Here is a 26,659-nt window from a genome sequence, read left to right as displayed (position 1 = left end):
TTTCCTTTATTGAATCACCAATTCTGCGTGTAATGCTCCGGCGCGTTTTAAGCTTTCCAAAATAGCAATAATGTCACGCGTGGAGGTTTGGACTTTTGTTAAGGCACTAATCAAATCAGCTACCGTGGCGCCTTGTTTTAATTTCACGGTGTTGGCCATACGTTCATTCACATTAATGTTGGTGCTAGGCACAACAGCGGTACGTACTTGCCTTCCCATGTTTTGCATTAAGGTTGGTTGGGATATTTGATATTCAGTAGAAATAGCAATTTGTAAATTGCCATGAGAAATGGTAACTGCATCGATTTTGACATCGGCCCCCGCCACCACTACACCAGTACGCTCATTCACTACTACTGTAGGTAAGTTATCCGGAGTAATCACTACGTTTTCAATTTGACTTACAAAACGAATAAAATGTTTGCGGGCTGATTGAGGTGGGTGGATTTCAATATCCTGTGCTGAACGTGCGCGTGCAGTGTTCTCACCAAATTGACTATTTATAGCTGATTCAATAGTGTCCGCGGTGGTGAAGTCTGGATGATTTAAAATCAGATGCATTTCACCTGATTTTTCGATTAAATCGTTATAGATTGTTTTTTCGATAATGGCCCCACCAGGTATTAAGCCAGTAGTGGGATGATTTTTTTGGATAACATTGCCATAAAGGTCATATTTAAATCCCCCAATCGAAATAGGTCCTTGAGCTAAGGCGTAAACCTGATTGTCTGCCCCTTTTAGCGGAGTTACCAGTAAAGTTCCACCCAATAAGCTTTTGGCATCACCTAGTGAGGCCACATTGATGTCAATTTTGTCTCCTTGATGGGCAAAGGAGGGGAGATTTGCGGTAATAATTACGGTTGCGGTATTACGGCTATTGATCTCATTAGGGCTTAAAGTCACGCCAAAGGTTTGTAATAAGTTTGAGATTGCCTGAGTGGTATCCTTATTACGTCGTGAGTCGCCAGAACCTGCCAAACCAATGACTAAGCCGTAACCAGTAATCGGGTTTTCTTGTAAGCCCGACAAACGGGCAATGGATTTGAGACGCACAGCAGAATAACTTGGTTGCCAGCATAGTGGTACCCAGAAAGCCAGCAGGATTAGCAGTTTCTTTTGTACGCTCATCATACGACCCCTATAAACGACAGGATCTTATAAATGTAATTACGATCTTGTGAGTTAGATACAGAACCCGCTCCGGTATAAACGATCTGAGCTTGGGCTAAACGAGTTGATAAAATAGTATTTTGCGGGCTAATGTCTTCAGGCCGTACCACGCCGCGTAACAGGATTTTTTGATTTTCTCCATTAATGGTAATTCGTTGTGCGCCTTCCACCAGATAAGTCTGGTTAGGAAATACTTCCTTGATGCGTACGGTAAGCGCGGCTTTAATTTTACCATTGCGTCCTGTTTTGGCTGCTGCTTTTCCTTTGCCATTCAAACCAAAATTTACTTGGTGGTTGTTGCGGTTATAGCCGGCCTCTAATGCGGCTTTTATCTCTTTATGTGAAGAAAGATCAGCACTGGTTTGGGCATTCGAGGTTTCCATAACAATGACGGTAAGTACATCACCGGGCAAGGTGGCTTTACGATCGGCGATTAAAGGTCGGTAAACCTCCTCATCGAAAAGATTAATAGCCCATAATGTTTGGCTAAGAATTAGCACTCCCAGGAAAATTAGTTTTTTTAATAGTGCATTCATGCGACAACCTCTGCGGAGTTTTTTCCAGTGACTACTGCAACAAAGTATTTATTTGTACGAGGATTTTTCATACGTATCGATTGCCCTTGAACTCCGTTACTTTGCGCTACTGCTTCAATGGTGATTGCTATTCCATACTGTTGTACGAGGACCTTTGTTTTTTGCCCCTGCATCACTTCGGGTTGGTTACCAAGCAAATCCTGCGTTAAAATTTGTTGTTTATTAATCGGTTTATTAAGCCAAATGGTCGCTGGAAATTGTGTTAATGGGGTGCTGTTGAGACCAGCAATGTTACGTTTTTTTAAGATCATATCTGAGGGCCGAAGCAGGGTATGACGCTTAATCGTGTGCTTCGCAACCAATACGGACTGATAGGCTTTAACTGCAAACCAGATAGGGATAGAGCGATTTTGATAATGCAGACGAACACAAACGCGTTTAGCAACAGGATAGCCTTTAGGAAGTTGGATTTTAAAATTGGCTAAGGCAATACGGCTATCTTTAACTACTGTTTTGCTACTCAGCTCCACTTGGCTATATGCTTGCTTTTTTAGTTGCTTAGTCAATGCGTTTTGCGCTGTAGATAGCAAATCTTTAGCTTTGGATCCTGAGGTTTCGCGAATGGTGGCACTGAGTTTACCCTTCCATTGATAAGAAAATTTTCCAACTCGGTGTTGCAACCAAGTAAGTACTTGGTGCTTCTTCAGTTTGGTTCCAGACATGGGCTTGCTATCCAAGATGATTTTTCCCCATTGCTGTTTATCTGGGGTAATAAGCAGCAAGTCGCCCAGCTTTTTAGCTTCAGGAGTAATGGGCGTGCGAAAGCGCAACACCGTTTCTGCCTGGATTGGAAAAACGCTCAATAACAGTAATAAATTAACCACGAATTTCATTAGTTATTTTTTCCAATTCATCCGCAATTTGTACGGCTTTCGCATTAAGCTGGTAAACCCGTTGTGCCATCGTGAGCTGCATTAGCGAACTGACCATATCGACATTAGAGCCTTCGATGTTATTTTGCATTAAAGCGCCTAAACCACTACTGTTGGGATTATCAATTAGTGGCTCGCTGGTTTTATCCGTGACAATATAGAGTCCTGAACCAATAGGATTTAAGGTTTCAGGATTGGTAAATTTAGCCAACTGAATGGTTCCTACTAATTGCGGTTCTGGTTCATCAGTTAGCGTAACCATTACATCTCCATTGCTTTTAATGGTTAATTTATCGACGTCATCGGGAATTTGAATGTTATCTGCAAGTCTTAGTCCGTCTTGAGTTGCCAGGTAGTTTTCCTCATCATAGCGAAGACTGGAACTGCGAGTATAAGCAATATTGCCATCGGAATTAATGACTTGATAAAAGCCATCGCCGTTGATGGCAACATCTTTTTCATTGCTAGTGGCTTTTAAGGGCCCTTGGGTAAAATCCTTGCCTGTTTTGTATACAGCAGTCCCTAAACCTAATTTGGCACTGGCTTGATTGTTGAATAGCGGTTCTTCCCCATTAATATTTTGGTACAGCACATCCTCGAAGGTTACCGTACTGGCTTTATAATTCGGGGTGTTCAAGTTTGCCAAGTCATTGGCAATACGATCAATATGATATTCCTCCGCTTTAAGCCCACTAGCGGCAATGGCAAGCGTGTTAGACATTTCCTTCTCCTAACTGATTAATGGCCGTTGCTAATAAATTATCTGCGGTACGCATGACCCGTTGACTGCTTTCAAAATGACGTGAGGTTTTAACCATATCCATCATTTCATCCATAGATTTCACATTGGATTGCTCTATAAATCCTTGCAACAAACGGGTATTGGCTCCTGCAGGAACGGGCGATTCATCACTTTGATACAATCCATTACCGGTGTAATGGAGCAAATTAGGCTGATTAAATTGAACGACGCTTAATTGGTCCACTTGATGATGGTCAATGAATAATCGGCCTTGTATATCAATAGTGAATGTATGATTATCTATTTTGATGACCCCACCTTTACCCAAGACCGTTTCACCAGTTGCTGTCGTGAGTTCACCTTGGTTATTTACTTGAAAATCACCACGACGTGTGTAAAAAACACCTTGTTCTCCCTGAACTTGGAAATAGCCATCTCCACTAATTGCAATATCTTTGGGATTCTGCGTTTGGTTCAGTACCCCCTGCGTTTTTATTTGTCCTAGATCAATTTGTTGGGTTGCCTGGTTGATATTCGCTTGCAGATGATCAGTAAACATTGCTGTTTCAGCCAGCTGCCGTTTAAATCCTGGTGTATTCATGTTGCTAATGTTTTGGCTGATCGATTGCAATTTTAATTGGTCAAAATCCATGGCTAATTGTGTGGCGGTAATCGCATCAAACATAATGTTTCCTTATTTTACTATCCCAAAAGATTCCACTTGAATCGTGACTGGAATTTCACTCATGGCCAGTACGGTTAAATGGGGAATAACTCGCTGAGTTAATTGTTTTATATGGCGTCGCAGTAGAGAGGAGCACAATAAAATAGGGCGTTTGCGCTCTCCTAACATCGTTTCTACTTGACTTGCTAATGCAGTAATTAAGTTTTCCGTAATTTTGGGTTCCAGTGCTAAATGATTTTTTCCGCTAATACTTTGGTTGAGTTGTTGTTCTAATGAGGGTTCTAATGTCAGAACATATAAGCTATTTTGATTGCCTAGCAGTTTTTGACAAATCGGCATGGCCAAGCCTGCCCTCACTAGCTCAGTAAGTTGGATGGGATCTGGGAGTTGTTTGGCATGTTCTAACAATAGTTCTAATATCTGTTGTAGGGGGCGAATGGAAACTTTTTCTTGTAGCAGCGTTTGCAATATGCGTTGCACATGACTTAAAGGTAATTGGGCGGGAATTAGTTCCTCACTTAAGGTTTTAATACCAGGCTGTAATAACAGTTTTTCGGTTTCTTCGCGAGTTAATAACTGTTCAATATGCGCGTAGATAATTTCATTTAGATGCGTGGTTAATACCGTAAGTGGCTCGCATACGGTATAACCTGCTTCTGTGGCTTCTTGCTTTTTCTCTAGCTCTATCCAGCACGCCGGCAAGCCATAGCTTGGGTCACGTACTTCAAACCCGGCGCTTAGGGTCGTAGGGTTTTTATTGCGACTGGAAAAAATGGCTAATACTTTATCCCAATAGAGGGGATTTACGCCGGAGTGATTTCCTTGAATCGCAATGTGGTAAAGAGGGTAACTGAGTTTTTTATCAGCTTTTAGTTTCACATCGGGCAGCACAAAACCTAAATCAAAAGCAATTCGCTCACGAATTTGTTGAATGATTTTTAGTACTTGTTCTTCATAAGGTAATAGTGTTTGATACAGTTCTTTGTTCAGACTAATTTCAATCGGATGAATTCGGATTTTATCGTATAAATTTTCTTCCGTCTCTTCGATGAGTATTTCTTCTTTCTTGGACTTAATTGCCAAAAATGTAATAAATAAAAATAGCACTAAAATAAATAATACGGGAATTAGGGGAATACCTTTTAGAAATAAAAGACAGGTTAAACTCAAACAAACGAGTATTAAACTTTTAGGGTAGGCGCTAATTTGTTTAGCAACCTCAGAACCTAAATGCGCATCAGTTGCTGCCCGAGTGACGATAATTCCGGTTGCGGTGGAAATAATTAGGGCCGGAATTTGCGTAACTAAGCCATCACCTACGGTAAGTAGAGTGTAGGTTTGAATCGATTCGGAAAGACTAAAGCCTTTTTGTAATAGACCAATGGCAAAACCACCAATGATATCGACCAGAATAATTAAAATGCCAGCAATAGCATCGCCTTTTACAAATTTACTGGCACCATCCATCGCCCCATAAAAATTGGCTTCTTTTTCAATTTGCGAGCGCCTAAGTTTAGCCTCATCCTGAGAAATGCTGCCCATATTTAAATCCGCATCGATACTCATTTGCTTACCTGGCATACTGTCTAAGGTAAAGCGGGCCGCCACTTCAGCTACACGTTGAGCGCCATTAGTTACTACAATGAATTGCACGATGATTAAGATTAAAAAAACAACCAGCCCCATTACGTAATTCCCACGAATAACATAATGTCCCATGGCATCAATAACTTTACCTGCATGAGCATCTGATAAGATAAGGCGGGTAGCGGAAATATTCAGTGCGAGGCGAAATAGAGTTGAGATTAGTAATAGAGCAGGGAAGGTCGAAAAACTTAGAGGCTTATCCGTGTAAAAAGTAAGTAAGAGAATGGTTAAAGCCCAGCTAAAATTTACAATGAGTAATAAATCTAATAATGCCGCTGGGATGGGAACAAACAGAATAAAGAGAATGCTTGTGGCAAAAGCAATCATGAGCATTTCGCTGCTGTTATTAAAGAAATTTTTGTTCATTACACATCCTGCTTACGCGCATAAATTTCGCGAAATATTGCTGCGGCAAAGGGATAAAGCTCCTTATGAATCCATTGATTTAAATCCACAGAATGATAGAGCATGCGTGCAAATGGTTTATGTTCAACAATGGGAATACCGTGTTTTCTTGCCAGTTCTTTGACTTGCAACACCATGTTATCTTGCGCTTTGCAAACCACTTTAGGAGCAGGCATACTGCTGCGATCGTACTTTAAGGCAATGGCTAAGTGGGTTGGATTTGTAATGATTACATCAGCAGTTTTCACTTGTTTTAAGGAGGCGGTTTTTTGCCGCAATTGCTGTTGCAACTGTTTGATTTTCGATTTTATTTTCGGATCACCTTCCCGTTGCTTGTATTCGTCTTTTATTTCTTGCTTGCTCATGCGCTGATCTTTCGCATAGCTCCAGCGCGTATAGAACTTATCCAATATTGCCAGCATTGAGAGCAGTAGCAATAACTGAAACATGAGGGCTAGGAGGAAGGGCATGATGATGCGAGGCTGTTCGTTAACAGGTGTTAACATCAATTGCAATAAGTTAGGTATTTGATTCTTGAGGGAGAAGAATAAAAAAATAAATGCCACACTCAACTTCAGGCTGCTTTTCATGGTTTCAAAGCAACTTTTTATTGAAAATAACTTTTTAAACCCTTGGGCCAAATTAATCCGTTTGAAATCAGGGAGCAGAGGGGTAGTTGACCAGATTACACCGGTTTGCGCTAGATTAGTAAGAATGGTGGCTAAGCTACCTGCTAAAGCAAAAGGCAGCCAGAGACTAATGACTTGGCTTAAAATAAATTGCTGTAAATGAGAGATGTTATCAATACTAAATTGTAGATGTGCTGCCAGTTGCAACAAATGACGAAACATCTTTTGTAATTCATGCAATTGCTTTGGCCAAAGTGCACTCAACATGCCTAGCATAACCAATAAGGCCACGCAGGTAGTTAACTCGATGCTTTTGCTTACTTGTCCTTTTTCTTTGGCTTTTTGTAGTTTATAGGGTGTTGCTTTTTCAGTTTTTTCACTCATGGCATAAGCTCCTGCCAGGTTTGAAAGCATTGAGCAAACACTGTATTAGTAATAGGGGCGATGTAGCCCATCATCATAAATAAGAGGAATAAGCCTAAAATTATTTTGATGGGTAAGGTTAAAAAATAGGTACTAACCTGGGGCATATTACGGGTAATTAACGCACCACAAAGCTCAACAGCAAGCAAGGCAATGATAATAGGGCTGGCAATTATAAATGCCATACTAAACATAAAGGAAAATTGTTTCGTAACCGGGATAAATCCTGCAAACAAGTTGAGGGTTCCAGGTGGAATAATTACAAAAGAATAAGCTAACCCTTTAAATAGCCATTGGTGGATATCCAGACTAAAAAAGAATAAAACTGCTAGCATCGATAATAAATGGCTGGTTAATGCTTCTTGATAATGTTCACTCGGATTAAAAATAGCGGTCACATTAAAGCCTGTTTCATTATCAATTAATTGACCAGCAATTTGAAAGAGTGCGAATGCTGCATAAAGGCTGGTTGCTAAGATTAATCCATTAGCAAATTCAGCAAGCCCGCCGAGAAGAATGGCATTGTTACTTAATGCTGAGGGAGCGACTGGGACATAATTAGCTAAAAGCAGGCTCAAAGTAAAAATAAAAAGTAAGCGCGCATGAATAGGTAAATAACGTACTGCTTGAATAGGGGTAAAGAGCAATACTGTGCCTAAACGGATGCTGATAAAAAATAAATTGCTTAGCCAAGGGAGGGATAGGGTCATGATTTGAGGGCCCCTGGAATGTTGAGAAACAAGGTTTGCGCAAATTCAACTAAGGAATGCAACATCCAGCCGCCACAAAGCATTAACATGAGTACTACGGCTAACACCTTAGGTACAAAGCTTAGGGTTGAATCTTGAATTTGGGTAACAACTTGAAGGATTGAAACCAGTAAACCGCTAATGAGTGCGACTAGTACTATTGGTGAGGCAATGAGCAATGCATGCCAAAGCAATTGTTTACTTAAATAGATAGCTAAATCGTTAGACATCTTCCGTTTCCATTATTTCTAACTTGCTGTACTCCACTTGCATCGGTGCGATACAAGCCAACATTTTTCCATAGGTGCCTTTGCTTAAACACCGCGGCGGATTAAATCAAACTTAATGAATTAAAACAAGTCTGGAGAGTCAAAAAAATTGTAAGTGAGTTAGGGAATAAGATCGATTTTTAGTAAGAGCTTGAATAAGCTTGGGGCACGTATGGACATAAATCCTAATCACTCCTACGGGCTGACAGGGTTAGTTTGCGAATAAAGTGTCTGAACCTGATTTGAAGCGGTATGCGCTAATTATTTTTAGACCTGCTTATCAGAATAAATACATAAGCACTAAAAAAATAAAAAACCGCTTGACAGGATAAGGGGAGGTCATTACAATGCGAGCCTTATTCAGGGGTTATAGCTCAGCTGGGAGAGCGCTTGCATGGCATGCAAGAGGTCGGCGGTTCGATCCCGCCTAGCTCCACCATCAACATCTTAGTATGTTGATGGGGAAAACGTTCAAGGTCCCCATCGTCTAGCGGCCTAGGACATCGCCCTTTCACGGCGAGAACAGGGGTTCGAACCCCCTTGGGGACGCCATTTTGGCGTTTTAAGTGGTAGTAAATAGTTGTAAAAAGTAGTAGAATAAAAATCTAGGTCCCCATCGTCTAGCGGCCTAGGACATCGCCCTTTCACGGCGAGAACAGGGGTTCGAACCCCCTTGGGGACGCCATTTTTAGGCATTTTTATTGCCTTATCTCAAGTTAAAACAATTATTTTTATTATTGATATTCAATATGTTGTATTTTTGAGCCAATCTTTATTTCATTTGTGATGAAGAACTTAAGTATATGTCTCCTATCCTGATTTACCGCCGTTTAAGGAAGTTCTAGTTACTAGCAACTACGCCACCAATTGTTAAAACATTAGAGTCTTATATAAAGACTGAATTACCGCAGCTTGACCGCGGTATCCAGATCTATTTGCATTTTTAATGCGAATTTATGATTGTGTGGGCACCGGGGATTTGTAGGCCGGGGACCCCCAATCTACATATAAGTCTATAAACGTTCAAAAATTGTACGTGTATTAAACCCAAAAAGACGCTCATGCATGCGATAAGCGTATTCATCGGTCATATTTGCTAAATAATCACAGACAACTCTATAGGCTTCAATTTCGTCCTTAGCTTGTTTAAATAACAAACGATTTTTATTATCTAACAAACTTCCTGGATTTGAGCTAATCGCATCAAATAATCTCAGCACCACAGTTTGACCTCCATATTCAAAGGTGCGGGCCTCTTGAGAGTCAATTACATTATCATAAATGCAGTGCATCAAATACTTTAATAAGGCAGCCGCTTCGGGAATTAAGGCTAGATTATATTTTAATAAATTATTCTCAAAGCCTTCATGAGTTACACTAATTTGGGTCGAGGTAATAAAATAATTCACCATTTCCCCAATGGTCTGCTTTCTTAAATAGGGGTCATTAGAAAATAGAGAATCAATAAGCCGATCTTGATGATCTAAAAGAGAGGTATTGTTCAATAATCCTCTAAATTCAGGAGTATCCAAATGTGAAGGATTTATCAGACGCAGATGAATGGCATCCTCTAGATCATGAACTCCATAGGCAATATCATCTGCTGTATCCATAATGGAGCAGTCAAAACTGTGATACGCGGCTTTACCTACTTTAGTTCCATTAGGTTCTACGGACAGAGATTGGAATAATTCACGATCATTTGTTGAAAAGGGTGCTAATAACCAATCGACCTCGGGTTGTTCGCAATCAAAATAAGCTTTGGGTGGCAACCAATCATTTATTTTAATGGTTTTATGAATAGATTCATGAACCGGAGGTTGTTGTGGAGCAATAACTTTAGAGCGCTGTACCGGGTATTTTAAAACACCAAGCAATGCGCGGCGTGTGAGATCCAGACCAAAAGCACCATAGCTGCTTTCTACTTTTGTTAATAGACGCAGTGTTTGTCCATTTCCTTCAAAACCACCGTAATTACGCATCATGTAATTCAATGCGACTTCACCGCCATGCCCAAAAGGAGGATGGCCAATGTCATGCAGTAAACAAATGACAGAAATTAAATCATCATTAGGCAATAGCCCAGTGAGTACCGCATATTGTTCTTGATTAATCAATAGGTTACGTACAATGCTGCGGCCAATTGAATCTACTTCTAGTGAATGAGTAAGGCGTGTGCGATGGAAATCCCCCTCATCAGTTCCTAAAATTTGGGTTTTTCTCTGTAATCTCCGAAAAGCAGGGCAATGAATAACTCGAGTTCTATCTCGTTCGTAAGGATCTCGATGATCGTTGGTTCCTCGTTGATTTGTTTGTCCTGAGCGTCGATGCGTCCACATAAATCTTGCCGTGAAAATGATAAAGCAGTAACTGTAAGCCATACTATTAGTTGAAACAATAGGGTTTGCTCATATTTCACTTATTTAAAATAGCCGCTAGGCTGCAAAATTTGAACTAAGAGTTTTTCTAAAGTTTTTCCAGATTTGGAAGATAACAGTTAATAAGAAGGCTTATAACCAGGGGAATAATAATGAATAATAATATTAGATTCGCCATCGTCGGGTTAAGTGTTTTAAGTATGTCTGCGTGTACTATGGTGGACAATCAAACAAGTGAGAACTTGTATTATCCGGCCTATGCTAGTTATGATAATAGCCAACTGTATATGCAAAGTAATTATGGGAACTCCAGTTCTAATTACAAGTACAATTATTCAATCCGACCTCCTCGTGATGTAATTGTGCCTGACTCTTATCATGTTGGGGATATGCGCTCACCAACCTCATTCCATGAGCGTGATGAAGAGTGGGTGCGTAGTCAAAGCCCACAAGCCTATACTATTGAATTAGCTAACGGTGAAAAGGCTTCAAAGGTTGCTCAAGCTCTGTATAAAGCACCGAAACAAAATCGAATGGCTCAAGTAAAATATCAACGCAATGGAAAAGATTACTACAGTGGCGTATATGGCTCCTACAAGGATGCTGCTGATGCACAAAAAGCGTTGAGCTCCTTACCTGCAGATCTTCGCAATGGGGCTACAGTAAAAAGCTGGAGTAGTGTGCAGCAATAATAAGCGTTATTATATAGTCCAGGATTAAACGCTCATTCAGGATTTTATTATGTTGCGTATTCGCATTCACGGATTTATGCTGCTTGGTTGTTTTGTTTGTTCATTTAATACCTTTGCTTGGTGGGATTCTGGACATCGTTTGGTTGCTTTAATTGCTTATAACAATCTTGATTCTGAATCACAAAGAAAATTTAATGAATTGACTCAAACGCTGAGAAGGGACTATCCAAAAGCTAATCTTGCAACTTGGCCGGATGCTATACGAAAAAACTCGATAGAGGCTTATACGCACTGGCATTATATAGACATGGCATACAGCAGTGATGGTTCCCCTACGGAAGTTTCTGTGGATACCGATAATGCAGTATGGGCTTTAGCGCAAATTAATCACGTGTTATCAAATAAAGACGTGCCGCTTAGCGAGCGTGCACGATTTACCTCTTTTCTTGTTCATATTACTGGTGATTTACACCAGCCTTTGCATGCTATTTCACGCTCCAATAAAGAATTGCCCCAAGGTGATCAAGGGGGGAATTTATTTTGGGTAAAAGATCCAAGGCACCCAGAGTCATTGATAACCTTACATGCTTTATGGGATAGTAGCTTTGGTTTATTTAAAGATCTTTCTGATGAGCAGATCCAACGCATCGCTCAGGAAATTACTAATACCTATCCGCGAGATTATTTTTCTAATCAAGAATTAAATGCCCCACCCCAGGTGTGGGCACAGGAAAGCTATAGTTTAGCTAAAAATTGGGTTTACGCTACGATAGAAAATGAAGTGCCCACTCTAGAATATCAACAACAATCTCAAGAGCTAATTAAACAGAGAATTGCTTTAGCTGGTTATCGGCTGACATTATTGCTCGCGGCCTCATAGACGGAGCCATAGGCCAACCTACACTTAATAAATACAATCCTTATTATTTAAGTTGCACTCATTAAAATCATCACATGAGCCACTCCAGCTGTAGGAGTTTTTTCAGCATTAAATTGCTTGATAGTAAGCGCATATCGTTCATTAATTTTGGTTAACCAGGTAACAAACAAATTAAACGGTACTGATTCAAAAGTCAGTTGGACATCTCCAGTACCAGTCTGTTGCAACTGATAAGGAAATTTCTGCAAGGTGTGTTCTTTAAGCTGTGTTGCTAAAATAGTGAGTAACTGACTATTATCAACGGCCTGTTTACTTTTAGGCCGTAGGTTTTGCCCTTTAACTTTTTTCATCCAATCCAAAGTGGAGATTTTCTCAACCAATTGTGTGGATTTTTGATTGACCTGACGGCTCAATGGAGCATATAAAAGCATGTAATAGCAATAGAGAATAAGGCAGATTGTTGCACCAATAATCATCCATCGTTCTCTCTCATTAAGCGTATTTAAATAAGCTTTCATGATAACTCCAGGGTTGCAACAACTTGTTGTTCATGAGTTGATGCTTGCGTCTGTTTGACATTAAGCTGGGATTGTTTCAATTGGTTTTCTAGTTTTTCCAATTTAGCAAAATCAGGGCTAATTAGTGTAACGGATAAGGTTTTATTTTGATAACGAAATTGTTCCAAAGTAAATTGCTTGCTATCCATGACCTTGGAAAATTGGTTGAGTAAAAACCAAAAACGAGTTTGTCCTTCGTTATTATTGTTTTTTAGTAACTGCATAATACGAAATTTAGGACTAATGACCTGTTTGGAATCAGGAAAAAAGCCATGATAAATTTCCGCAATTTGTTTATCAATTTGCGCTGTTTGTTTATTCACAAAATAGAGATTAATGGCATTAACCAAGATCAATGACACTAACCAAAAACAAAATAAAGCACCTGCAAGTTGATATCCCTTTTTAATCCAATCAGACTTGCTGCCGTGTTGCATGTCGCCTTGGCAAAGATTCATTAATTTAGCATTTAAGATTCTTTTAGCAATCCACTCATAAGAAGTTTCTTGTCTTTCTTTTGCATCTAGTTCGACTTTAATGAGGCTATCCGTGAACACTAGAGGGGTATAAAGCGGATGTTTTTTTATATAAATATCTGCTAAATCCCCAGAAAGCTCTCCTCTAAAATCATCGGAATTGACGAGTAAATCGCGCTCACTAATACAGAGCTCTTCAGGTTCTAGTGCAAACCAATCTAGAGTAATTGCTGTAAATTCGATGTTCTTTTCAGTCAGCAAGCTCATAATATAATGCATTCGTTGCTTGCTTATCGCTGTAATCAGATAGTGGTTGTTTTGATATCTTGCTTTATCAAAAGCAAAATGGAGCTCATCAACGGATTGGGCTAATTTATCTTCTAGAGCATAGGGAATGGCTACGCGTGCTTTTCGATCTGGGAGCCAGGGTAGTTCAAGAGTTAAAAGACTGGCATTGGCGCAACTTTCAATTACTATGGTGCCGCAGTCTTGTTGTAAAGTTTGGATTTCTGCAAAACTTCGCTGAGCAGGTGGGGTATTCGTAACCCCCTCTGCATCAAGTTTTAAGCAAAGACATCCCTCGTCATTAATATGCATAGTGAATAAGAATAATGTATCCACTATGCATAGGCCCTATACTTTTTTGCGTTCATTGCCACCCATTGTTGCTTTAATTGTTGTGATAATAAATAAACTACCAGTGCATATTGAGGACTTGAATTATAGCGAGTAATTACAAAGAAGTTTGGATAAGCAATCCAATATTCATTGCCTTGAGCTGTAATTAACTCCATCAGTGCTGCACGTGACGGATGATTATGCGCTGTAGTTACTGGTTTTACCCCATTTGCTGCTAACTGTGAATAATTGTAATTCGCAGTTCTAGGATTTATCTGAATGTTTTTGTACCGTGTTCCTACAAGTTTCGCGTGTTGCGCTACACCTGCATTAGTCTGCCAGCCATGGGCCTTGAAATAATTAGCAATACTCGCAATGGCATCGTCATTATTATTCACTAAATCACGTTGGCCTTTATTTTGGAAGTCAACCGCAAAATTTCGGTAGCTGCTTGGCATAAACTGAGGCTGACCTATCGCACCAGCATAAGAACCTTTGTATTGAGTTGCAGGAATCTTATGTTCACGACAAAGCAGTAAATATTCTTTTAACTCATGTTTAAAGTAGCGGCTACGCTTGGGATAATCAAAGGCTAGAGTTGCAAGGGCATCGAGTACTCTGTGGTCACCTTGACGTTCACCATATAAAGTTTCTACGCCTAAAATAGCCACGATAATTTCTGCAGGAACGCCATATTTTTGTTGAGCCTTCTCTAAGGTCTTTCTATTGGCAGTCCAATAATCAATACCGCCTTTCACACGAGCAGAGGTTAGAAATATATCTCGGTAAACATCCCAATTTTTCTTCTCATATGGTTTTTCCATGGATTCTATAATTTGCGGCTGCAACTTGACTTGGTTCATCGTGGCGGTCAGTTGTCTGGCATTAAAATGGTGTGTTTTAACCATTTCTTGAATAAATTGCTGTACATCTTTACGTTTGGTGAAGGCAGTATCTAGTGCATACGACGCAAATGAAAAAAGAGCGAGCATTAACGCGGTAAAACCCATTCTGATTATTCGTTGCATTGTAAGTCTCATCTATATTGAAGCGGAAGAAAAAAATTCTATTAAAAAAGTGGAATATTAGCAAATTTTTGTAATCACTTTAAGCTGGCGCGTATTTAAGCTAAAATGCGCTATTTGCAAAAAAGGTTAGCTGAATTGAGTGATTTAAAGCGGATTCGCAATTTTTCAATTATTGCCCATATTGACCATGGAAAATCGACTTTAGCAGATCGATTTATTCAGGTGTGTGGTGGGTTGACTGAGCGTGAAATGAGTGCGCAAGTACTTGATTCCATGGATATTGAGCGTGAGCGCGGTATTACCATTAAGGCTCAGTGTGTTTCATTAAATTATAAAGCCCAAGACGGTAAGACTTACCTACTGAACTTTATTGATACTCCAGGACACGTAGATTTTAGCTACGAAGTATCGCGTTCACTAGCCGCTTGTGAGGGTGCCCTCTTAGTAGTTGATGCGGCTCAAGGGGTTGAAGCACAGACTGTAGCGGTGTGTTATACCGCGATTGATCAGTCTTTAACTGTATTGCCTGTACTAAATAAAATTGACTTGCCTCAAGCTGAACCCGATCGCGTGATCGCTGAAATTGAAGATATTATTGGTGTGGATGCCCATGATGCCATACGCGCCAGTGCGAAAAGTGGTTTGGGTGTTGAAGATGTTTTGGAAGCTTTAGTTGTTAATATTCCTCCACCAGAAGGTAATATTGATGAGCCTTTGCAAGCTCTGATTATTGATTCGTGGTTTGATAGCTATCTGGGCGTGGTTTCTTTGGTACGTATTGTGAATGGTTCCATTCGCAAAGGCGATAAGATGCGAGTGATGTCTACTGGCCGTTCTTATGAAGTGGATCAAGTCGGTATCTTTACCCCTAAACGCACTAAATTAGATGCGTTAAATGCCGGTGAAGTGGGTTATGTTGTCGCTGGCATTAAAGAAATTCAAGGTGCTCCAGTAGGGGATACATTAACTTTGGAAAAAAATCAGGCTGCTAGTGTTTTACCTGGATTCCAACGTGTTAAACCTCAGGTATATGCGGGATTATTTCCAATTAGTGCGGATGATTTCGAAGCGTTCCGTGAAGCATTAGCTAAATTAAGCCTGAACGATGCCTCTTTATTTTACGAACCTGAGTCTTCAGAAGCTTTAGGTTTTGGTTTCCGTTGTGGCTTCTTGGGTATGTTGCATATGGAAATTATTCAAGAGCGTTTAGAGCGTGAATATAATCTTGATTTAATTTCAACAGCACCTACAGTGGTTTATCAAATTGTTACCCAAAAAGGGGAGACCTTATTAATTGATAACCCATCGCATTTACCTCCTTTACCACAAATTAAAGAAATGTATGAGCCTATTGTGCGGGCTAATATTTTAGTACCCCAAGATTATTTAGGGCCCATTATTAATTTATGTATTGAGCGTCGTGGTGTGCAAGTCAACATGACTTATAGTGGTCGCCAGGTTTCTGTTACTTATGATATACCGATGAGTGAGGTAGTTTCTGACTTTTTTGATCGCTTGAAATCAGTCAGTCGTGGTTATGCTTCTTTGGATTATAATTTCTTACGCTTCCAGGAAGCGGATTTGGTAAAAATGGATATCTTAATTAATAGTGAACGAGTTGATGCGCTTTCTGTTATTGTTCATCGTTCCTCATCTCATAGTCGTGGAAAAGCGATTGCTGAAAAAATGAAAGATTTGATCCCAAGACAAATGTTTGACGTAGCAATTCAGGCTGCCTTAGGAAGCCATATTATTGCGCGCCAAACCGTTAAAGCCCTACGTAAAAACGTGACTGCAAAATGTTATGGAGGAGACGTATCACGTAAGCGTAAATTGCTAGAGAAGCAAAAGGCAGGTAAAAAACGCATGAAGCAGGTTGGTCATGTCGAGATACCTCAAGAAGCGTTTATGGCGGTATTCCAGACAGACAAAAAGTAATGGTCGTGGGAAATTAAGGAAATTTTGCAATGACTTGTAGGTTGGGCCCATGGCCCAACATTAAGTTCTGGTGTGGCTCAATGTGTTGTTGGGCCATGGGCCCAACCTACATTTATTAGGATGTGATTTATGAATTTTGCTTTAATATTGGTTATATTATCGTTAATCAGTGGGTTAATCTACCTATTAGATATCATCTTTTGGGCTAAGAAACGTACACCTGATGAAAAACCCAATAAGATTATTGAATACGCACGTTCGTTCTTTCCCGTATTTTTTGTGGTGTTGATTCTGCGCTCTTTTCTCATTGAGCCGTTCCGTATTCCTTCAGGATCACTAGAGCCAACATTATTAGTAGGGGATTTTGTTGCTGTAAATAAATTTGCTTACGGTTTCAAATTACCTGTTATAGAAAAAAAGGTAGTGTCTATTGCTGATCCTAAAACGGGTGAGGTTGCTGTGTTTCGTTGGCCGCCCGATCCTTCTTATGATTATATTAAACGAGTTATTGGTGTTCCGGGCGATCGAATTAGCTATCACAACAAGGTATTGACCATTAATGGTAAAGAAGCAAAACAGACTTTTGTTGAATATGCTATAGATGAAAGTTCAGGTAAACCTGTGTCGAAATATACAGAAGATTTAAATGGTGTGGTGCATAATATTTTCGTGCGTACGGATGTTCCTGCAATAGACTTTGACATCGTAGTCCCAGAAGGAAGTTATTTTATGATGGGCGATAACCGAGATGACAGCGCCGACAGTCGTTTCTGGGGATTTGTTCCTAATTCTTATTTCAGAGGAAAAGCCTTCTTAGTCTGGATGAGCTGGGATAGTAAAACGGGTACAGTTCGTTGGTCTAAGATAGGTAAAATGATTCATTAAAGAGGTGTACTAGGTAGTGAAAATTAATTTAGAAAGATTATGCAGGCGTTTAAATTATCAATTTAGTAACCAAGCTTATTTGAAGCAAGCCTTGACGCATTGTAGTGTTGGTAGTGACAATTATGAACGCTTTGAGTTTCTAGGCGATTCCATTTTAAGCTTCGTCATTGCTAATGAATTATTCCATCGTTTTCCCCAACAAAGCGAAGGGCAGCTCAGTCGCCTCCGTTCTTTTTTAGTTCGGGGGGATATGCTGGTTGAAATTGCCCGAGAAATTGATTTAGGTGATTATCTCTACTTAGGCCAAGGTGAATTAAAAAGCGGCGGATTTCGCCGCGCTTCCATTCTTTCTGATGCTTTAGAAGCGGTATTTGCAGCTATCTTTTTTGATGGTGGTGTGGATGCTGCTAAGGATGCAATTTTAAAGCTATATAAGTCTAGGCTCGAAGATCCTAATTTAAACGATTGTTTAAAAGACTCCAAAACCCAACTTCAAGAATATCTGCAAGCTGAGAAACTGGCACTTCCTGAATATGCTTTGACCAAAGTTGAAGGGGAAGAGCACGATCAAATATTTTATGTTACCTGCATCGTTGATTCGGTAAAGCAAATGACCCAGGGCCAAGGCCCCAACCGCCGCAAGGCAGAGCAAATAGCAGCAAAATTAATGTTGGAGCAATTAAAATCTAGGGCCAAAAGATAAAGTGTCGGGCCATCGACTTGAGGGATCCTCAACTTTTTATTCATACAGGATCCCCCAATTCTCCTATTGTATTTTCATAAGAAAATGGATATGTTAATTTTCTTCTAATGATTTGGCATCCCAGGAAAAAAATGAGAGCACTCCTCGGTGCCGATAAGACCTGAAAGTGATAGTGGAGGTTTAATAGTTCCGCTGAATAACCAACAATCTAAACAATATAAGGTTGTGCATCGAGAGTGACATTCTCATTAAAACTTAGGCATATCGTTGGCTTTTTAACATCTCGAGCTTCTTGCCTGCTTTATTACGGTGCCCTCGATCTTATTACTGCATTTCGTGTAATGATTTTTTGCAAAGCCACATTGTTTACTCCTACAAATCGGTTCATTTTTCAGGGACAATTTTTTTTGCGATGATCGGAGTGGTAATTATTTTCAGTGAAAATACAACTGTTAATCAAACAACCTAAAGATTTCATCAAATTAATCACTAATTTCTCACCAGATCCAAAACGATTCATCTCCGTATAACAAATTATTTTAGGGTGTTCCTAGCTTTTGAATAAAGAGGTATATAATCAAAAGCTTGGGGACTACTCTCTGAGCCACATTCATCGTAGGTATTATCGGCACAAAGAAAAAATTCCTCTGCTCCATATTCTGCTGCTTGAGACATAGCCTCGCCAATAGAGTCGAAATGTCGTAGATCTTTGCCTTCATGAATAAATTCATCAGAATTTTTAGCGATAATTTCGACAATATATTCATGAAGCTCGATTGGTGAGTAAATTAAAGCAATTGCTTTAGAGCCACTCTTAGCCTGATTAATTAAACCCTCTCGCGTTTGATTTGCCATAGTTCTATCCCTCATGAAAGACTATTAGTTAAATTATAGCTGCCATTTTGCTTATGCATTGGCAATTATCTAATGGAAACGCGTCTCTAGAAAAGAATAAGCATGTAAGGATATATCGGTAACAAAAAGTTTTGATTTTGGAAAATAGAACTTTCTTAATTAGAAACTCAAACAAAATTAAGCCAAAACAAATACATTATGTTCAATATGTGGTCTGATATTCGGGGTATGAGAGGAAAGTTAGCATTTTTCCTGACATCCGAAATCCAATCTAATCGATGCAAATTAAAACACCATGTTACAATGTTGATCGAATTGACATCTAGCCCGGAGGTAGCTATCAAGCTATATGTAATATCAACTAAACGAATAAAGGATTTAGCGGGTTCTGAGTGAGTACACAATTAACATTACGATATAACTTTTCTGATTGAAAATTAATGTTGTAATTTGGAGTATTAAAATAATTGAGGTTAGCAGCATGCGAATAAAAGTCGATCCAGCCTTTGTGCAAAAGAAAAAAGAACGGAAGTTAATTAAGGTAGAGCTAATAAGAAAGAAAGTCGAAGTTTACAACTACCAAATTCAGAGTATTGAATCAGATATCACTTCCCTGAATGAGTCTTTAATAAGTCTCAATCTCGTAGAAAATATTGATGTAAGTGCGATAATTGAAACTATAAATTCTAAATTATATTCTCTAACATTAGATAAATATTCTTTGGAAACAAAATCTTATAGACAAAATCAAAAGATTTCTGAGTTACAAGGACAAATTGAACGATTATCCTCACAGTTGTCATGGGTGAAAGATGGCGAAGATGAGGAGCTAAGACCTAGTTCTATAAATAATATTACTGGCCTTGAAAAGCTGCCCTTAGTTGGAGATTGCGAGGAAACGGATGAAGAGGGCGAAGAAGTCCCTACATCAATGGAGCATAGCGATCCGGACCAGGTTCAATTTATGTCATTGACTACTGCTGCCCCACAGCATCCTTACCCCTTTACCCCCCCCACTTATACGCTAGAAGAAAAAACAAAGATCTTAAGTCTAGCAAGCTATGTCACTACTGATAAAAGTCCAAGATTAAGTTATGATCTTCATACGGGTGTATCCGTATTGGTTCCGTTAGGTGTAACCATATATTGTACTAATGATCGACCCAACCAAAAAAAATATTTTGCCAAACATGGAGATGAAACCATATTACAGGTCTTTACCCATAATGCGATTCGTAAACGGCAACTATTTCAGAATGATATGAGTGGTAGGCCGATAGATATGAGTACGGTTAAAAAAGTTCATTTTAAAAATGAACAACTGCATCGAACACCTTATGCTATTGATCTGATTGATGGTACTTGCAATGTTTCAGTGATAACCAAAACTCACTTTTGGTGGAAAAAGAGTGGTAGCCATTCAAATAAAAGACAACGAACTGAAACTCATTCAACTTCTAAAAGTCCACGTAATGTTGCATCAGAAAGCTTAAGAAGTGTAGCCACGTCATTACACGCTGATCAACCATCGACGATGACGATTAACAGAAATAGTTTCTTTCAGAGAGTAGTTAATGAGGGTATTCTCACTAGATCTATCGAATCAATATCCGCGATTTCCGGGGTTCAACAAACTGAAAGTACTCAAAACAATTGCTCTTAAAGGGCATCATTTTCATAGGGAAGTAAACGGTGCGCCCCTCCCGTTATATTTCCCGTATTATTGACTATAGGCTTTAACCTATAATGAACAGGAGAGCTCCTGTGGTTTAATAGAAACGACATACACCTTCGGTATTGGCATCAATGATAGTACTGTGGCAGAAGGGGCCTATGTTATCAAGATCCGGGTCGATAGGATAAAAGGAGCGTGTCATAACAATATGAGGGAATGAATAGTCCAAAGTCAGGGTGAACCTACTCGCGCATTTTTTGCTTTTGAGTCAGAACGGAAAGGTTTTTTATTGTGCGGGCAATAAAATGGGCAATGATAAACTATTTTATGATAAAACTTTTCCACTAAATCCTTCTAAGACATTAACTGTAGCGGTTAATTTTTTAAATTTAAAAGTTGACGATGCTGTACAGGTATATAGGTCAACATGTTTTTTCCATAATCATTTTAAGAAATCCAGAACAACTTAAGGTTTAGGTAAGAATTATTTAGTACAATAAGTATATATTTTGCTCTAGGTGATTAAAATGTGGAAAAAAGCGGAAAAGGTATTTATACACTCATTAAAAGATAAAGCGCTTTCGGCAGCCAAGCATAGTTGGGCTTTGTTTTCGGTAACAGCCTTAACCGGAGTTAGCGCAAATTTTTTTAATACAAAGGAGGAGTCTTCATCTCCTGTTGAATCGCTTCCAACACGAAAAAAAGGGCCCATATCATACTCCATCATGGCTTCAGGTAGTGCTGAGGAAATTCGTATGCTCGCTGAAGATTATGCTCAAAACCAAGCTGAAGAAGAATTTAACGAGTTGCTAAAGACGACTACATGTAGAGGCAATAATCCCTTGCATCTTGCTGCACAACACAATACATACGAAGGAATCCTTGAGTTATTAACTATAAAGGGGGAAGAGATACTCCCTTTAACGACACAAATCAATCATTCAGGAAATCCGCCTGTTCGCTTACTTAACCAAAATAAAACATTAGCCACCAAAGACAAAGAAGAGATTGATAAATTAGCTGGCATGATGTTTACGCTGACTCGGAGTGCACCAACTTCGGAATTAACGCAGTTAATTGACCCTAATGCATTGCTCTCTGAGCGTTACTCACATATTGAAAACGAGCATTTCAAATATAATTTAAAAACGACTGTAGATGTCATTAATGAAATACGGGGGATTGTTAAAAAATCCTCGACGCATCATGCAGTTAATTTACCTTATTCAAAAACAAAGCAAGATGAAATGAAAGAGGTTACTGGAGCAATTATTTCTATGCGCCGACGAGCTATTTTTTCGAGTATATTCTCCTTTAAAGAGCCAGTAGAAATTATATCTGACTACGCGCTTCAAAGAGAGGTTGGAAATTGCGGTGAATTAGCTGCGCTTGTTCATGTCAGTTTAAAGAGAAAAGGATTTAATTCTTCTTGTGAAATTTTTCAGATTACAAATGGTGATCATATGTTTAATGTGATTGATCGCATTCCTGGAAGTGATATAAATGATCCAAGCACTTGGGGAGAAAATTCATTAGTGGCTGATGCATGGAGTGGAGATGTTTATCTGGCAAGTGAATTGCCTCTTCGTCTAAAAGCATATCATTCTGTTGATTATATGAAAAAAGAGCAGTACTACCTTGCACCATTTAATCCGTATTTTCATAAATTTAAAATTCATAATTCATATTATCCTGATGTAGAAAAAAAAGAACATGCTGAAAATCCAGATTCTACAGTAAATAGAATTTGATAAAACATCATGAATGCCGACAACTTTGCTACTTGTAACGGCTTGTAATTAGCACATGGAATCCGTCGCGAATTAATTGCTAACACTGGGAATGATGAGTTTAATAAGTCAGAGTGTATTAAGTTAACTGACTTTTAGATTGGTTTTTTGTAATGGTGCGGCTCTAGAGACGCTATAAAATATAATAAGTTGGGTTAATCGGAAGATAGGGGGGCTTCGCAGTATTCGCTGATCATGTCAAAACACAATACTGTGTCCATTAGCTCCTATGCCGCTCATAAAAAAGCATCCCATTAATGCAGTATACAACGCAGGGCCTCACCAATTTGATAGATGAGCAAGGGAATATAAGTTTTTCAGTGGTGTGTCGCAGTGAGTTTGTTATTTTTTATAAAGCGTGACACTAGGTCCCTGAGCGTAGGGAATTCATAAATAACGCTCACGAATATGCATTAAATAATACTGCGGATTGAGCTCCTCACCGGTTGCCTGGTGTAAAAGCTCCTGATACGGCAATAATCTGGCTTTTTGATGGATATTCTCCCTTAGCCACAGCAATAAAGCTTTAAAATTGCCTTGTGCAATATGCTGTTTAATATCAGGGATTGCCCTTTTTACTGACGAAAATAATTGCGCAGCAATTAAGGCACCTAAGGTATAAGCTGGGAAGTAACCAAAAATTCCTGAGGGCCAGTGTACATCTTGCATAACCCCATTTTTATCATCGCCTTTAGTTGAGAGGCCTAGATACTTTTGCATATAGGAATCCCATACCTCAGGCAAATCATCAATCGTAATATCACCAGAGAATAACAACTGTTCTATTTCATAGCGTAGGATTACATGTAAAGGATAAGTAACTTCATCGGCATCAACACGAATAAAATCAGGTTTCACCTGGGTATAATGATAAAACAGATTCTCTTCTGTAATATTTTCTGCTTCGCCAAAATAATTTTGTGTCAAAGGCACTAAGAAGCGCATAAATTCAAAGCTACGGCAAATTTGCATTTCCATAAATAATGATTGGCTCTCGTGTACCGCCATACCTAATGAATGCCCAACTGGTTGAGTCAGCCACTCTTTTAACAAACCCTGCTCATACAAGGCATGTCCAGTTTCATGGGCAATTGCCATAAGTGCTGAGAGAAACTCATGCTCCTTATAACGTGTGGTGATGCGAACATCCGTAGAAATTCCACCACAAAAAGGGTGATGACTTACATCCAGGCGTCCATAGTTAAAATCAAAGCCTAAGCGAGACATAATGTCTAGGCCTAACTGCTTTTGGGTTTCAAGCGCAAAACTCCCGGCGATGGGGGTTATATTACGAGACTTTTGCTTTTCCATAATTTGGGGAATCAAGGTTGGTAATTCTTGCTTCAGAGAATTAAAGATAGGTGTAATTGTTTTGCAGTCTAAACCGGGGGAGTATTCATCAATCAATACATCTATGGGCGATTTTGTAAACAGCTGTGATTTGATTTCGGCAATGGTTTTTACCTTACCAAATAGCTTTTTTAAATAGGGTTGAAAGGTTTTCCAATCATTTTTTACTCGCAACTCTCGCCATGCCTGAGAACAAATCAATGACTCATTTGTAAACTCTTCTACCAGTATGGAGGGGATGCAGGTTGCTTGTTGGTACTGTTTTTCAATCCAATATACATTCCTATGTTGCCAGTGGGAAAGCTCTAAGTCTCGGCATTGCTTAAGCCATTCACCTACGATTTTATCCGTTAACCAATCGTGCTGTATTGTGCTTAAGGTGGCTAATGCTTCTGCACGTGCCGGACCACCGCCAACAGGCATCATGGCTGCTTCATCCCAAGAAACGATCGCTGCAAGATTTTCAAAGTCGTAATATTTTTTAAAATGCTGCTCTAATTTTTGGTAAGCATTCATTTCTAGCTCCTTCTTAGGATGTAACCGATCGGTGAAACTATTTCATCCTGAAGAGTTAACTGCGAAGGAGCTCCTGAATAGGGGCATTAAGCTCATTTCAACATCTAGGTCTCATTCAGGAGATCGCTCACTGTGTTCAGGATGATTTTTTTATGCCCTTTAGTACTTAGGTTAAATCTTCCAAAGTTTCACTAATTTCCAACCATTCTTCCTCAACCTGAGCCAATGAAGAATGAGCCTGTGCACGTTTTTCCACCAATTGATTTAGCTTATTCTGTTGGGTGCTGTCTTCATAAAGACTAGCATCACCAAGTTGAAGATCCAGTTTTTCTAGCTCTCCATGGTATTGTTCAATCATTTGCTCTAATTTTTTTAAACGATTTTGCAATACCTTTTTTTCTTTATAATCATTTGCAGGACTCGAGGTAGTATTAGTGTTTTCTTTCACTGCATCTTTAGATTGTAGCCAAGTATAATAATCATCTAGGTCGCCATCGAAGGGCTGTACTTTCTTTTGATAAACCAGGTAGAAATTATCTACGGTGGTTTTGAGCATATGTCGATCATGAGAGATGAGAATTAAAGCCCCCTCATAACTTTGTAGTGCCAATTCGATGGCTGAGCGCATGCCTAAATCCAAATGGTTGGTTGGTTCGTCAAGCAATAATAAATTAGGTTTAAGCCAAACCAATTTTGCTAGAGCCAAACGGGCTTTTTCTCCACCAGAAAAATGATGAATAGGCTGTACTGCCATATCTCCCACGAAATTAAATCCACCTAAAAAATCCCGGATGCTTTGTTCCCGTGCTTCTGGAGATAAGACTTGAATTGTTTCTACAGGACTTAGTTTGCAGTCTAATTGCTCCAACTGATGTTGTGCATAATAACCGATTTGTAAATGTGTGGAGCGGTGAATCGTCCCATTTAGAACGGGCAAGGAACCAGTCAATGTCTTAATCAGGGTGGATTTACCTTCACCATTTGGACCTAATAAGGCAATGCGGTCTCCCGGACTAAGCGATAGATTAATTTTTTTAAGTATTGGGTCTTGCCTGGCATATCCTGCATCAACTTGATTACATTGGATTAAGGGATTACCTGCGCGAGGGCAGGGGAAAAAATCAAAAGAAAATGGCGAGTCTGCTTGAGCTGCAGCAATAACTTCCATGCGTTCAATTGCTTTGAGACGTCCTTGCGCTTGCTTGGCTTTCGTTGCTTTAGCTTTAAAACGGGTAACAAAACTCATCATATGGTTAATTTTGGTCTGTTGCTTGTCATACATAGCTTGTTGTAAGGCTAATTGCTGAGCATGAGTTTTTTCGAAGCAACTGTAATCGCCACCATAAAGGGTCAAGTTTTGCTTTTCAATATGAAGAATATGGCTAACAAAGGCATCAAGAAACTCTCTATCGTGAGAAATCAGGATAATCGTGCTGGGACTTTGTTTTAAAAAGCGTTCCAGCCAAAAAATAGCCTCCATATCCAAATGGTTGGTTGGCTCATCAAGTAATAATAAATCAGCTGGTTTCATGAGACAACGCGCCAGGCTCAGACGCATACGCCATCCGCCGGAAAAACTATTCACCGAGGCATTTTGTTCATCACTACTAAACCCCAAACCAGACATAATTGTTGCAGCTTGTGCAGGTTTACTATACCCACCTGAGTGACTTAATTCTTCATGACAGGCGACTACCTCATCATGATTATCTTCTTTTTCTGCTTTTTCTAAACGTTGTAATAGTTTGATGTATTCCGAATCACCACTAACGACAAAATCCAGGGCTTTTTCGTCACTATCAGGTAATTGCTGCGATAAGTGGCTGATACGCAGGTGAGGATTAATTAAATACTCCCCTGTGTCTGCAATAAGCTTACCCAGGAAAAAATCAAACAAAGTGGATTTACCACAGCCGTTATGGCCGATAAGACCTATTTTTTGTTTTTCATAAAGAGTGACGCTGGCTTTGTCCAGCAAGACTTTATTGCCGCGTGATAAGGTGATTTGGCGTAGAGTTAGCATTTTTAATTATTAGCAACAAAAGAAGAGGAAGAATTCTATCATAGATATAAAAATATAGAGTCTAATAAAATGAAAAGAAGAATGTAAATTTATACGAGATACCGCCAT

At 39.3% G+C, this 26,659-nt stretch carries 24 protein-coding genes and 3 tRNA genes; 10 read left to right on the top strand and 17 right to left on the bottom strand.

The genetic code is table 11. The features are described 5' to 3' along the window. Positions 1-6 precede the first annotated feature (6 nt). From E1P08_RS03385 to fliQ, 9 genes are read right to left on the bottom strand one after another with little or no spacing between them, the layout of a single operon-like run. Entirely contained in the window at positions 7-1,131 is a 1,125-nt protein-coding gene (locus E1P08_RS03385) for a flagellar basal body P-ring protein FlgI (protein ID WP_242602354.1), read from the bottom strand. Beyond that, on the bottom strand, positions 1,128-1,706 hold the full coding sequence (locus tag E1P08_RS03380) for a flagellar basal body L-ring protein FlgH (RefSeq protein ID WP_133135589.1): 579 nt from the start codon (positions 1,704-1,706) through the stop codon (positions 1,128-1,130). Before E1P08_RS03380 ends, E1P08_RS03385 begins: the two co-directional genes overlap by 4 nt. After that, on the bottom strand, positions 1,703-2,599 hold the full coding sequence (gene flgA, locus E1P08_RS03375) for a flagellar basal body P-ring formation chaperone FlgA (RefSeq protein WP_133135588.1): 897 nt from the start codon (positions 2,597-2,599) through the stop codon (positions 1,703-1,705). The genes E1P08_RS03380 and flgA overlap by 4 nt, the downstream gene beginning before the upstream one ends. After that, complete coding sequence (locus E1P08_RS03370) at positions 2,583-3,359, bottom strand: flagellar hook-basal body protein (RefSeq protein ID WP_133135587.1); 777 nt, start codon at positions 3,357-3,359, stop codon at positions 2,583-2,585. Before E1P08_RS03370 ends, flgA begins: the two co-directional genes overlap by 17 nt. Further along, complete coding sequence (locus E1P08_RS03365; protein ID WP_133135586.1) at positions 3,352-4,065, bottom strand: flagellar hook-basal body protein; 714 nt, start codon at positions 4,063-4,065, stop codon at positions 3,352-3,354. Before E1P08_RS03365 ends, E1P08_RS03370 begins: the two co-directional genes overlap by 8 nt. Before the next feature lie 9 nt (positions 4,066-4,074). Continuing rightward, positions 4,075-6,078 carry a flagellar biosynthesis protein FlhA gene (locus tag E1P08_RS03360; protein ID WP_133135585.1) on the bottom strand — a complete coding sequence of 668 codons (2,004 nt, stop codon included), beginning with the start codon at positions 6,076-6,078 and terminating at the stop codon, positions 4,075-4,077. Beyond that, the gene (locus tag E1P08_RS03355; RefSeq protein ID WP_165485074.1) at positions 6,078-7,130 is read right to left on the bottom strand and encodes an EscU/YscU/HrcU family type III secretion system export apparatus switch protein; all 1,053 of its coding nucleotides are present in this window, start codon (positions 7,128-7,130) and stop codon (positions 6,078-6,080) included. Before E1P08_RS03355 ends, E1P08_RS03360 begins: the two co-directional genes overlap by 1 nt. After that, positions 7,127-7,879: a flagellar biosynthetic protein FliR gene (locus E1P08_RS03350; protein WP_133135583.1), complete on the bottom strand. Its 753-nt coding sequence runs from the start codon at positions 7,877-7,879 to the stop codon at positions 7,127-7,129. The genes E1P08_RS03355 and E1P08_RS03350 overlap by 4 nt, the downstream gene beginning before the upstream one ends. Beyond that, positions 7,876-8,148, bottom strand: a complete 273-nt coding sequence (gene fliQ, locus E1P08_RS03345; RefSeq protein WP_133135582.1) for a flagellar biosynthesis protein FliQ — start codon at positions 8,146-8,148, stop codon at positions 7,876-7,878. Before fliQ ends, E1P08_RS03350 begins: the two co-directional genes overlap by 4 nt. Positions 8,149-8,550: 402 nt before the next feature. Here fliQ and E1P08_RS03340 point away from each other — a divergent pair. The 3 genes from E1P08_RS03340 to E1P08_RS03330 all read left to right on the top strand — a co-directional run bounded on the left by E1P08_RS03340 (position 8,551) and on the right by E1P08_RS03330 (position 8,872). After that, a tRNA-Ala gene (locus tag E1P08_RS03340) sits at positions 8,551-8,626 on the top strand. A gap of 37 nt (positions 8,627-8,663) precedes the next feature. Further along, positions 8,664-8,739 (top strand) — tRNA-Glu (locus tag E1P08_RS03335). 57 nt (positions 8,740-8,796) lie between these two features. Beyond that, positions 8,797-8,872, top strand: a tRNA-Glu gene (locus E1P08_RS03330). Between the two features lie 328 nt (positions 8,873-9,200). Here the strand turns inward: E1P08_RS03330 and E1P08_RS03325 are convergent. Continuing rightward, on the bottom strand, positions 9,201-10,526 hold the full coding sequence (locus E1P08_RS03325; RefSeq protein WP_133135581.1) for an anti-phage deoxyguanosine triphosphatase: 1,326 nt from the start codon (positions 10,524-10,526) through the stop codon (positions 9,201-9,203). Positions 10,527-10,717: 191 nt separating this feature from the next. On the opposite strand from E1P08_RS03325, the gene E1P08_RS03320 reads away from it, so the two are divergent. Next, the gene (locus tag E1P08_RS03320; RefSeq protein WP_133135580.1) at positions 10,718-11,257 is read left to right on the top strand and encodes an SPOR domain-containing protein; all 540 of its coding nucleotides are present in this window, start codon (positions 10,718-10,720) and stop codon (positions 11,255-11,257) included. Between the two features lie 49 nt (positions 11,258-11,306). Then, entirely contained in the window at positions 11,307-12,137 is an 831-nt protein-coding gene (locus E1P08_RS03315; RefSeq protein WP_133135579.1) for a S1/P1 nuclease, read from the top strand. Positions 12,138-12,184: 47 nt separating this feature from the next. On the opposite strand, the gene lspM is transcribed toward E1P08_RS03315, so the two are convergent. The 3 genes from lspM to mltB are packed head-to-tail and all read right to left on the bottom strand — an operon-like array spanning position 12,185 to position 14,816. Then, a complete protein-coding gene (lspM, locus tag E1P08_RS03310) occupies positions 12,185-12,655 on the bottom strand; it encodes a GspM family type II secretion system protein LspM (protein WP_133135578.1) in 471 nt (156 codons plus the stop codon). Then, entirely contained in the window at positions 12,652-13,791 is a 1,140-nt protein-coding gene (gene gspL / locus E1P08_RS03305; RefSeq protein WP_133135577.1) for a type II secretion system protein GspL, read from the bottom strand. The genes lspM and gspL overlap by 4 nt, the downstream gene beginning before the upstream one ends. Beyond that, positions 13,791-14,816 (bottom strand): lytic murein transglycosylase B, encoded by a 1,026-nt coding sequence (gene mltB, locus E1P08_RS03300; RefSeq protein WP_133135576.1) that lies wholly within the window; start codon positions 14,814-14,816, stop codon positions 13,791-13,793. Before mltB ends, gspL begins: the two co-directional genes overlap by 1 nt. 105 nt (positions 14,817-14,921) lie before the next feature. Here mltB and lepA point away from each other — a divergent pair, with 105 nt between their 5' ends. The 3 genes from lepA to rnc all read left to right on the top strand — a co-directional run bounded on the left by lepA (position 14,922) and on the right by rnc (position 18,342). Next, on the top strand, positions 14,922-16,754 hold the full coding sequence (gene lepA, locus E1P08_RS03295; protein ID WP_133135575.1) for a translation elongation factor 4: 1,833 nt from the start codon (positions 14,922-14,924) through the stop codon (positions 16,752-16,754). Between the two features lie 129 nt (positions 16,755-16,883). Beyond that, positions 16,884-17,639: a signal peptidase I gene (gene lepB, locus E1P08_RS03290; RefSeq protein ID WP_133135574.1), complete on the top strand. Its 756-nt coding sequence runs from the start codon at positions 16,884-16,886 to the stop codon at positions 17,637-17,639. A 16-nt stretch (positions 17,640-17,655) separates the two neighbouring features. Continuing rightward, positions 17,656-18,342: a ribonuclease III gene (gene rnc / locus E1P08_RS03285; protein WP_133135573.1), complete on the top strand. Its 687-nt coding sequence runs from the start codon at positions 17,656-17,658 to the stop codon at positions 18,340-18,342. 534 nt (positions 18,343-18,876) lie between these two features. Here the strand turns inward: rnc and E1P08_RS03280 are convergent. After that, a complete protein-coding gene (locus tag E1P08_RS03280) occupies positions 18,877-19,197 on the bottom strand; it encodes a hypothetical protein (protein WP_133135572.1) in 321 nt (106 codons plus the stop codon). A 481-nt stretch (positions 19,198-19,678) separates the two neighbouring features. Between E1P08_RS03280 and E1P08_RS03275 the strand changes: the two genes are divergently transcribed. Next, complete coding sequence (locus tag E1P08_RS03275; RefSeq protein WP_133135571.1) at positions 19,679-20,860, top strand: hypothetical protein; 1,182 nt, start codon at positions 19,679-19,681, stop codon at positions 20,858-20,860. Between the two features lie 526 nt (positions 20,861-21,386). Here the strand turns inward: E1P08_RS03275 and E1P08_RS03270 are convergent. Further along, on the bottom strand, positions 21,387-21,584 hold the full coding sequence (locus E1P08_RS03270) for a hypothetical protein (protein ID WP_133135570.1): 198 nt from the start codon (positions 21,582-21,584) through the stop codon (positions 21,387-21,389). A 43-nt stretch (positions 21,585-21,627) separates the two neighbouring features. On the opposite strand from E1P08_RS03270, the gene E1P08_RS03265 reads away from it, so the two are divergent. Beyond that, positions 21,628-22,623, top strand: coding sequence for a hypothetical protein (locus E1P08_RS03265; RefSeq protein ID WP_133135569.1), 996 nt, complete (start codon positions 21,628-21,630; stop codon positions 22,621-22,623). 426 nt (positions 22,624-23,049) lie between these two features. Here E1P08_RS03265 and E1P08_RS03260 read toward each other — a convergent pair whose 3' ends face one another. Both E1P08_RS03260 and E1P08_RS03255 read right to left on the bottom strand, forming a co-directional pair. Further along, on the bottom strand, positions 23,050-24,528 hold the full coding sequence (locus tag E1P08_RS03260; protein ID WP_133135568.1) for a carboxypeptidase M32: 1,479 nt from the start codon (positions 24,526-24,528) through the stop codon (positions 23,050-23,052). Between the two features lie 166 nt (positions 24,529-24,694). Then, entirely contained in the window at positions 24,695-26,551 is a 1,857-nt protein-coding gene (locus E1P08_RS03255; protein WP_133135567.1) for an ABC-F family ATP-binding cassette domain-containing protein, read from the bottom strand. Positions 26,552-26,659: the final 108 nt, after the last annotated feature.

This window comes from Legionella rowbothamii (assembly GCF_900639985.1).
In the GTDB taxonomy this organism is placed as follows: domain Bacteria; phylum Pseudomonadota; class Gammaproteobacteria; order Legionellales; family Legionellaceae; genus Legionella; species Legionella rowbothamii.
The sequence above is the reverse complement of the archived record's forward strand: the minus strand, read 5'-3'. Positions and strand labels throughout refer to the sequence as shown.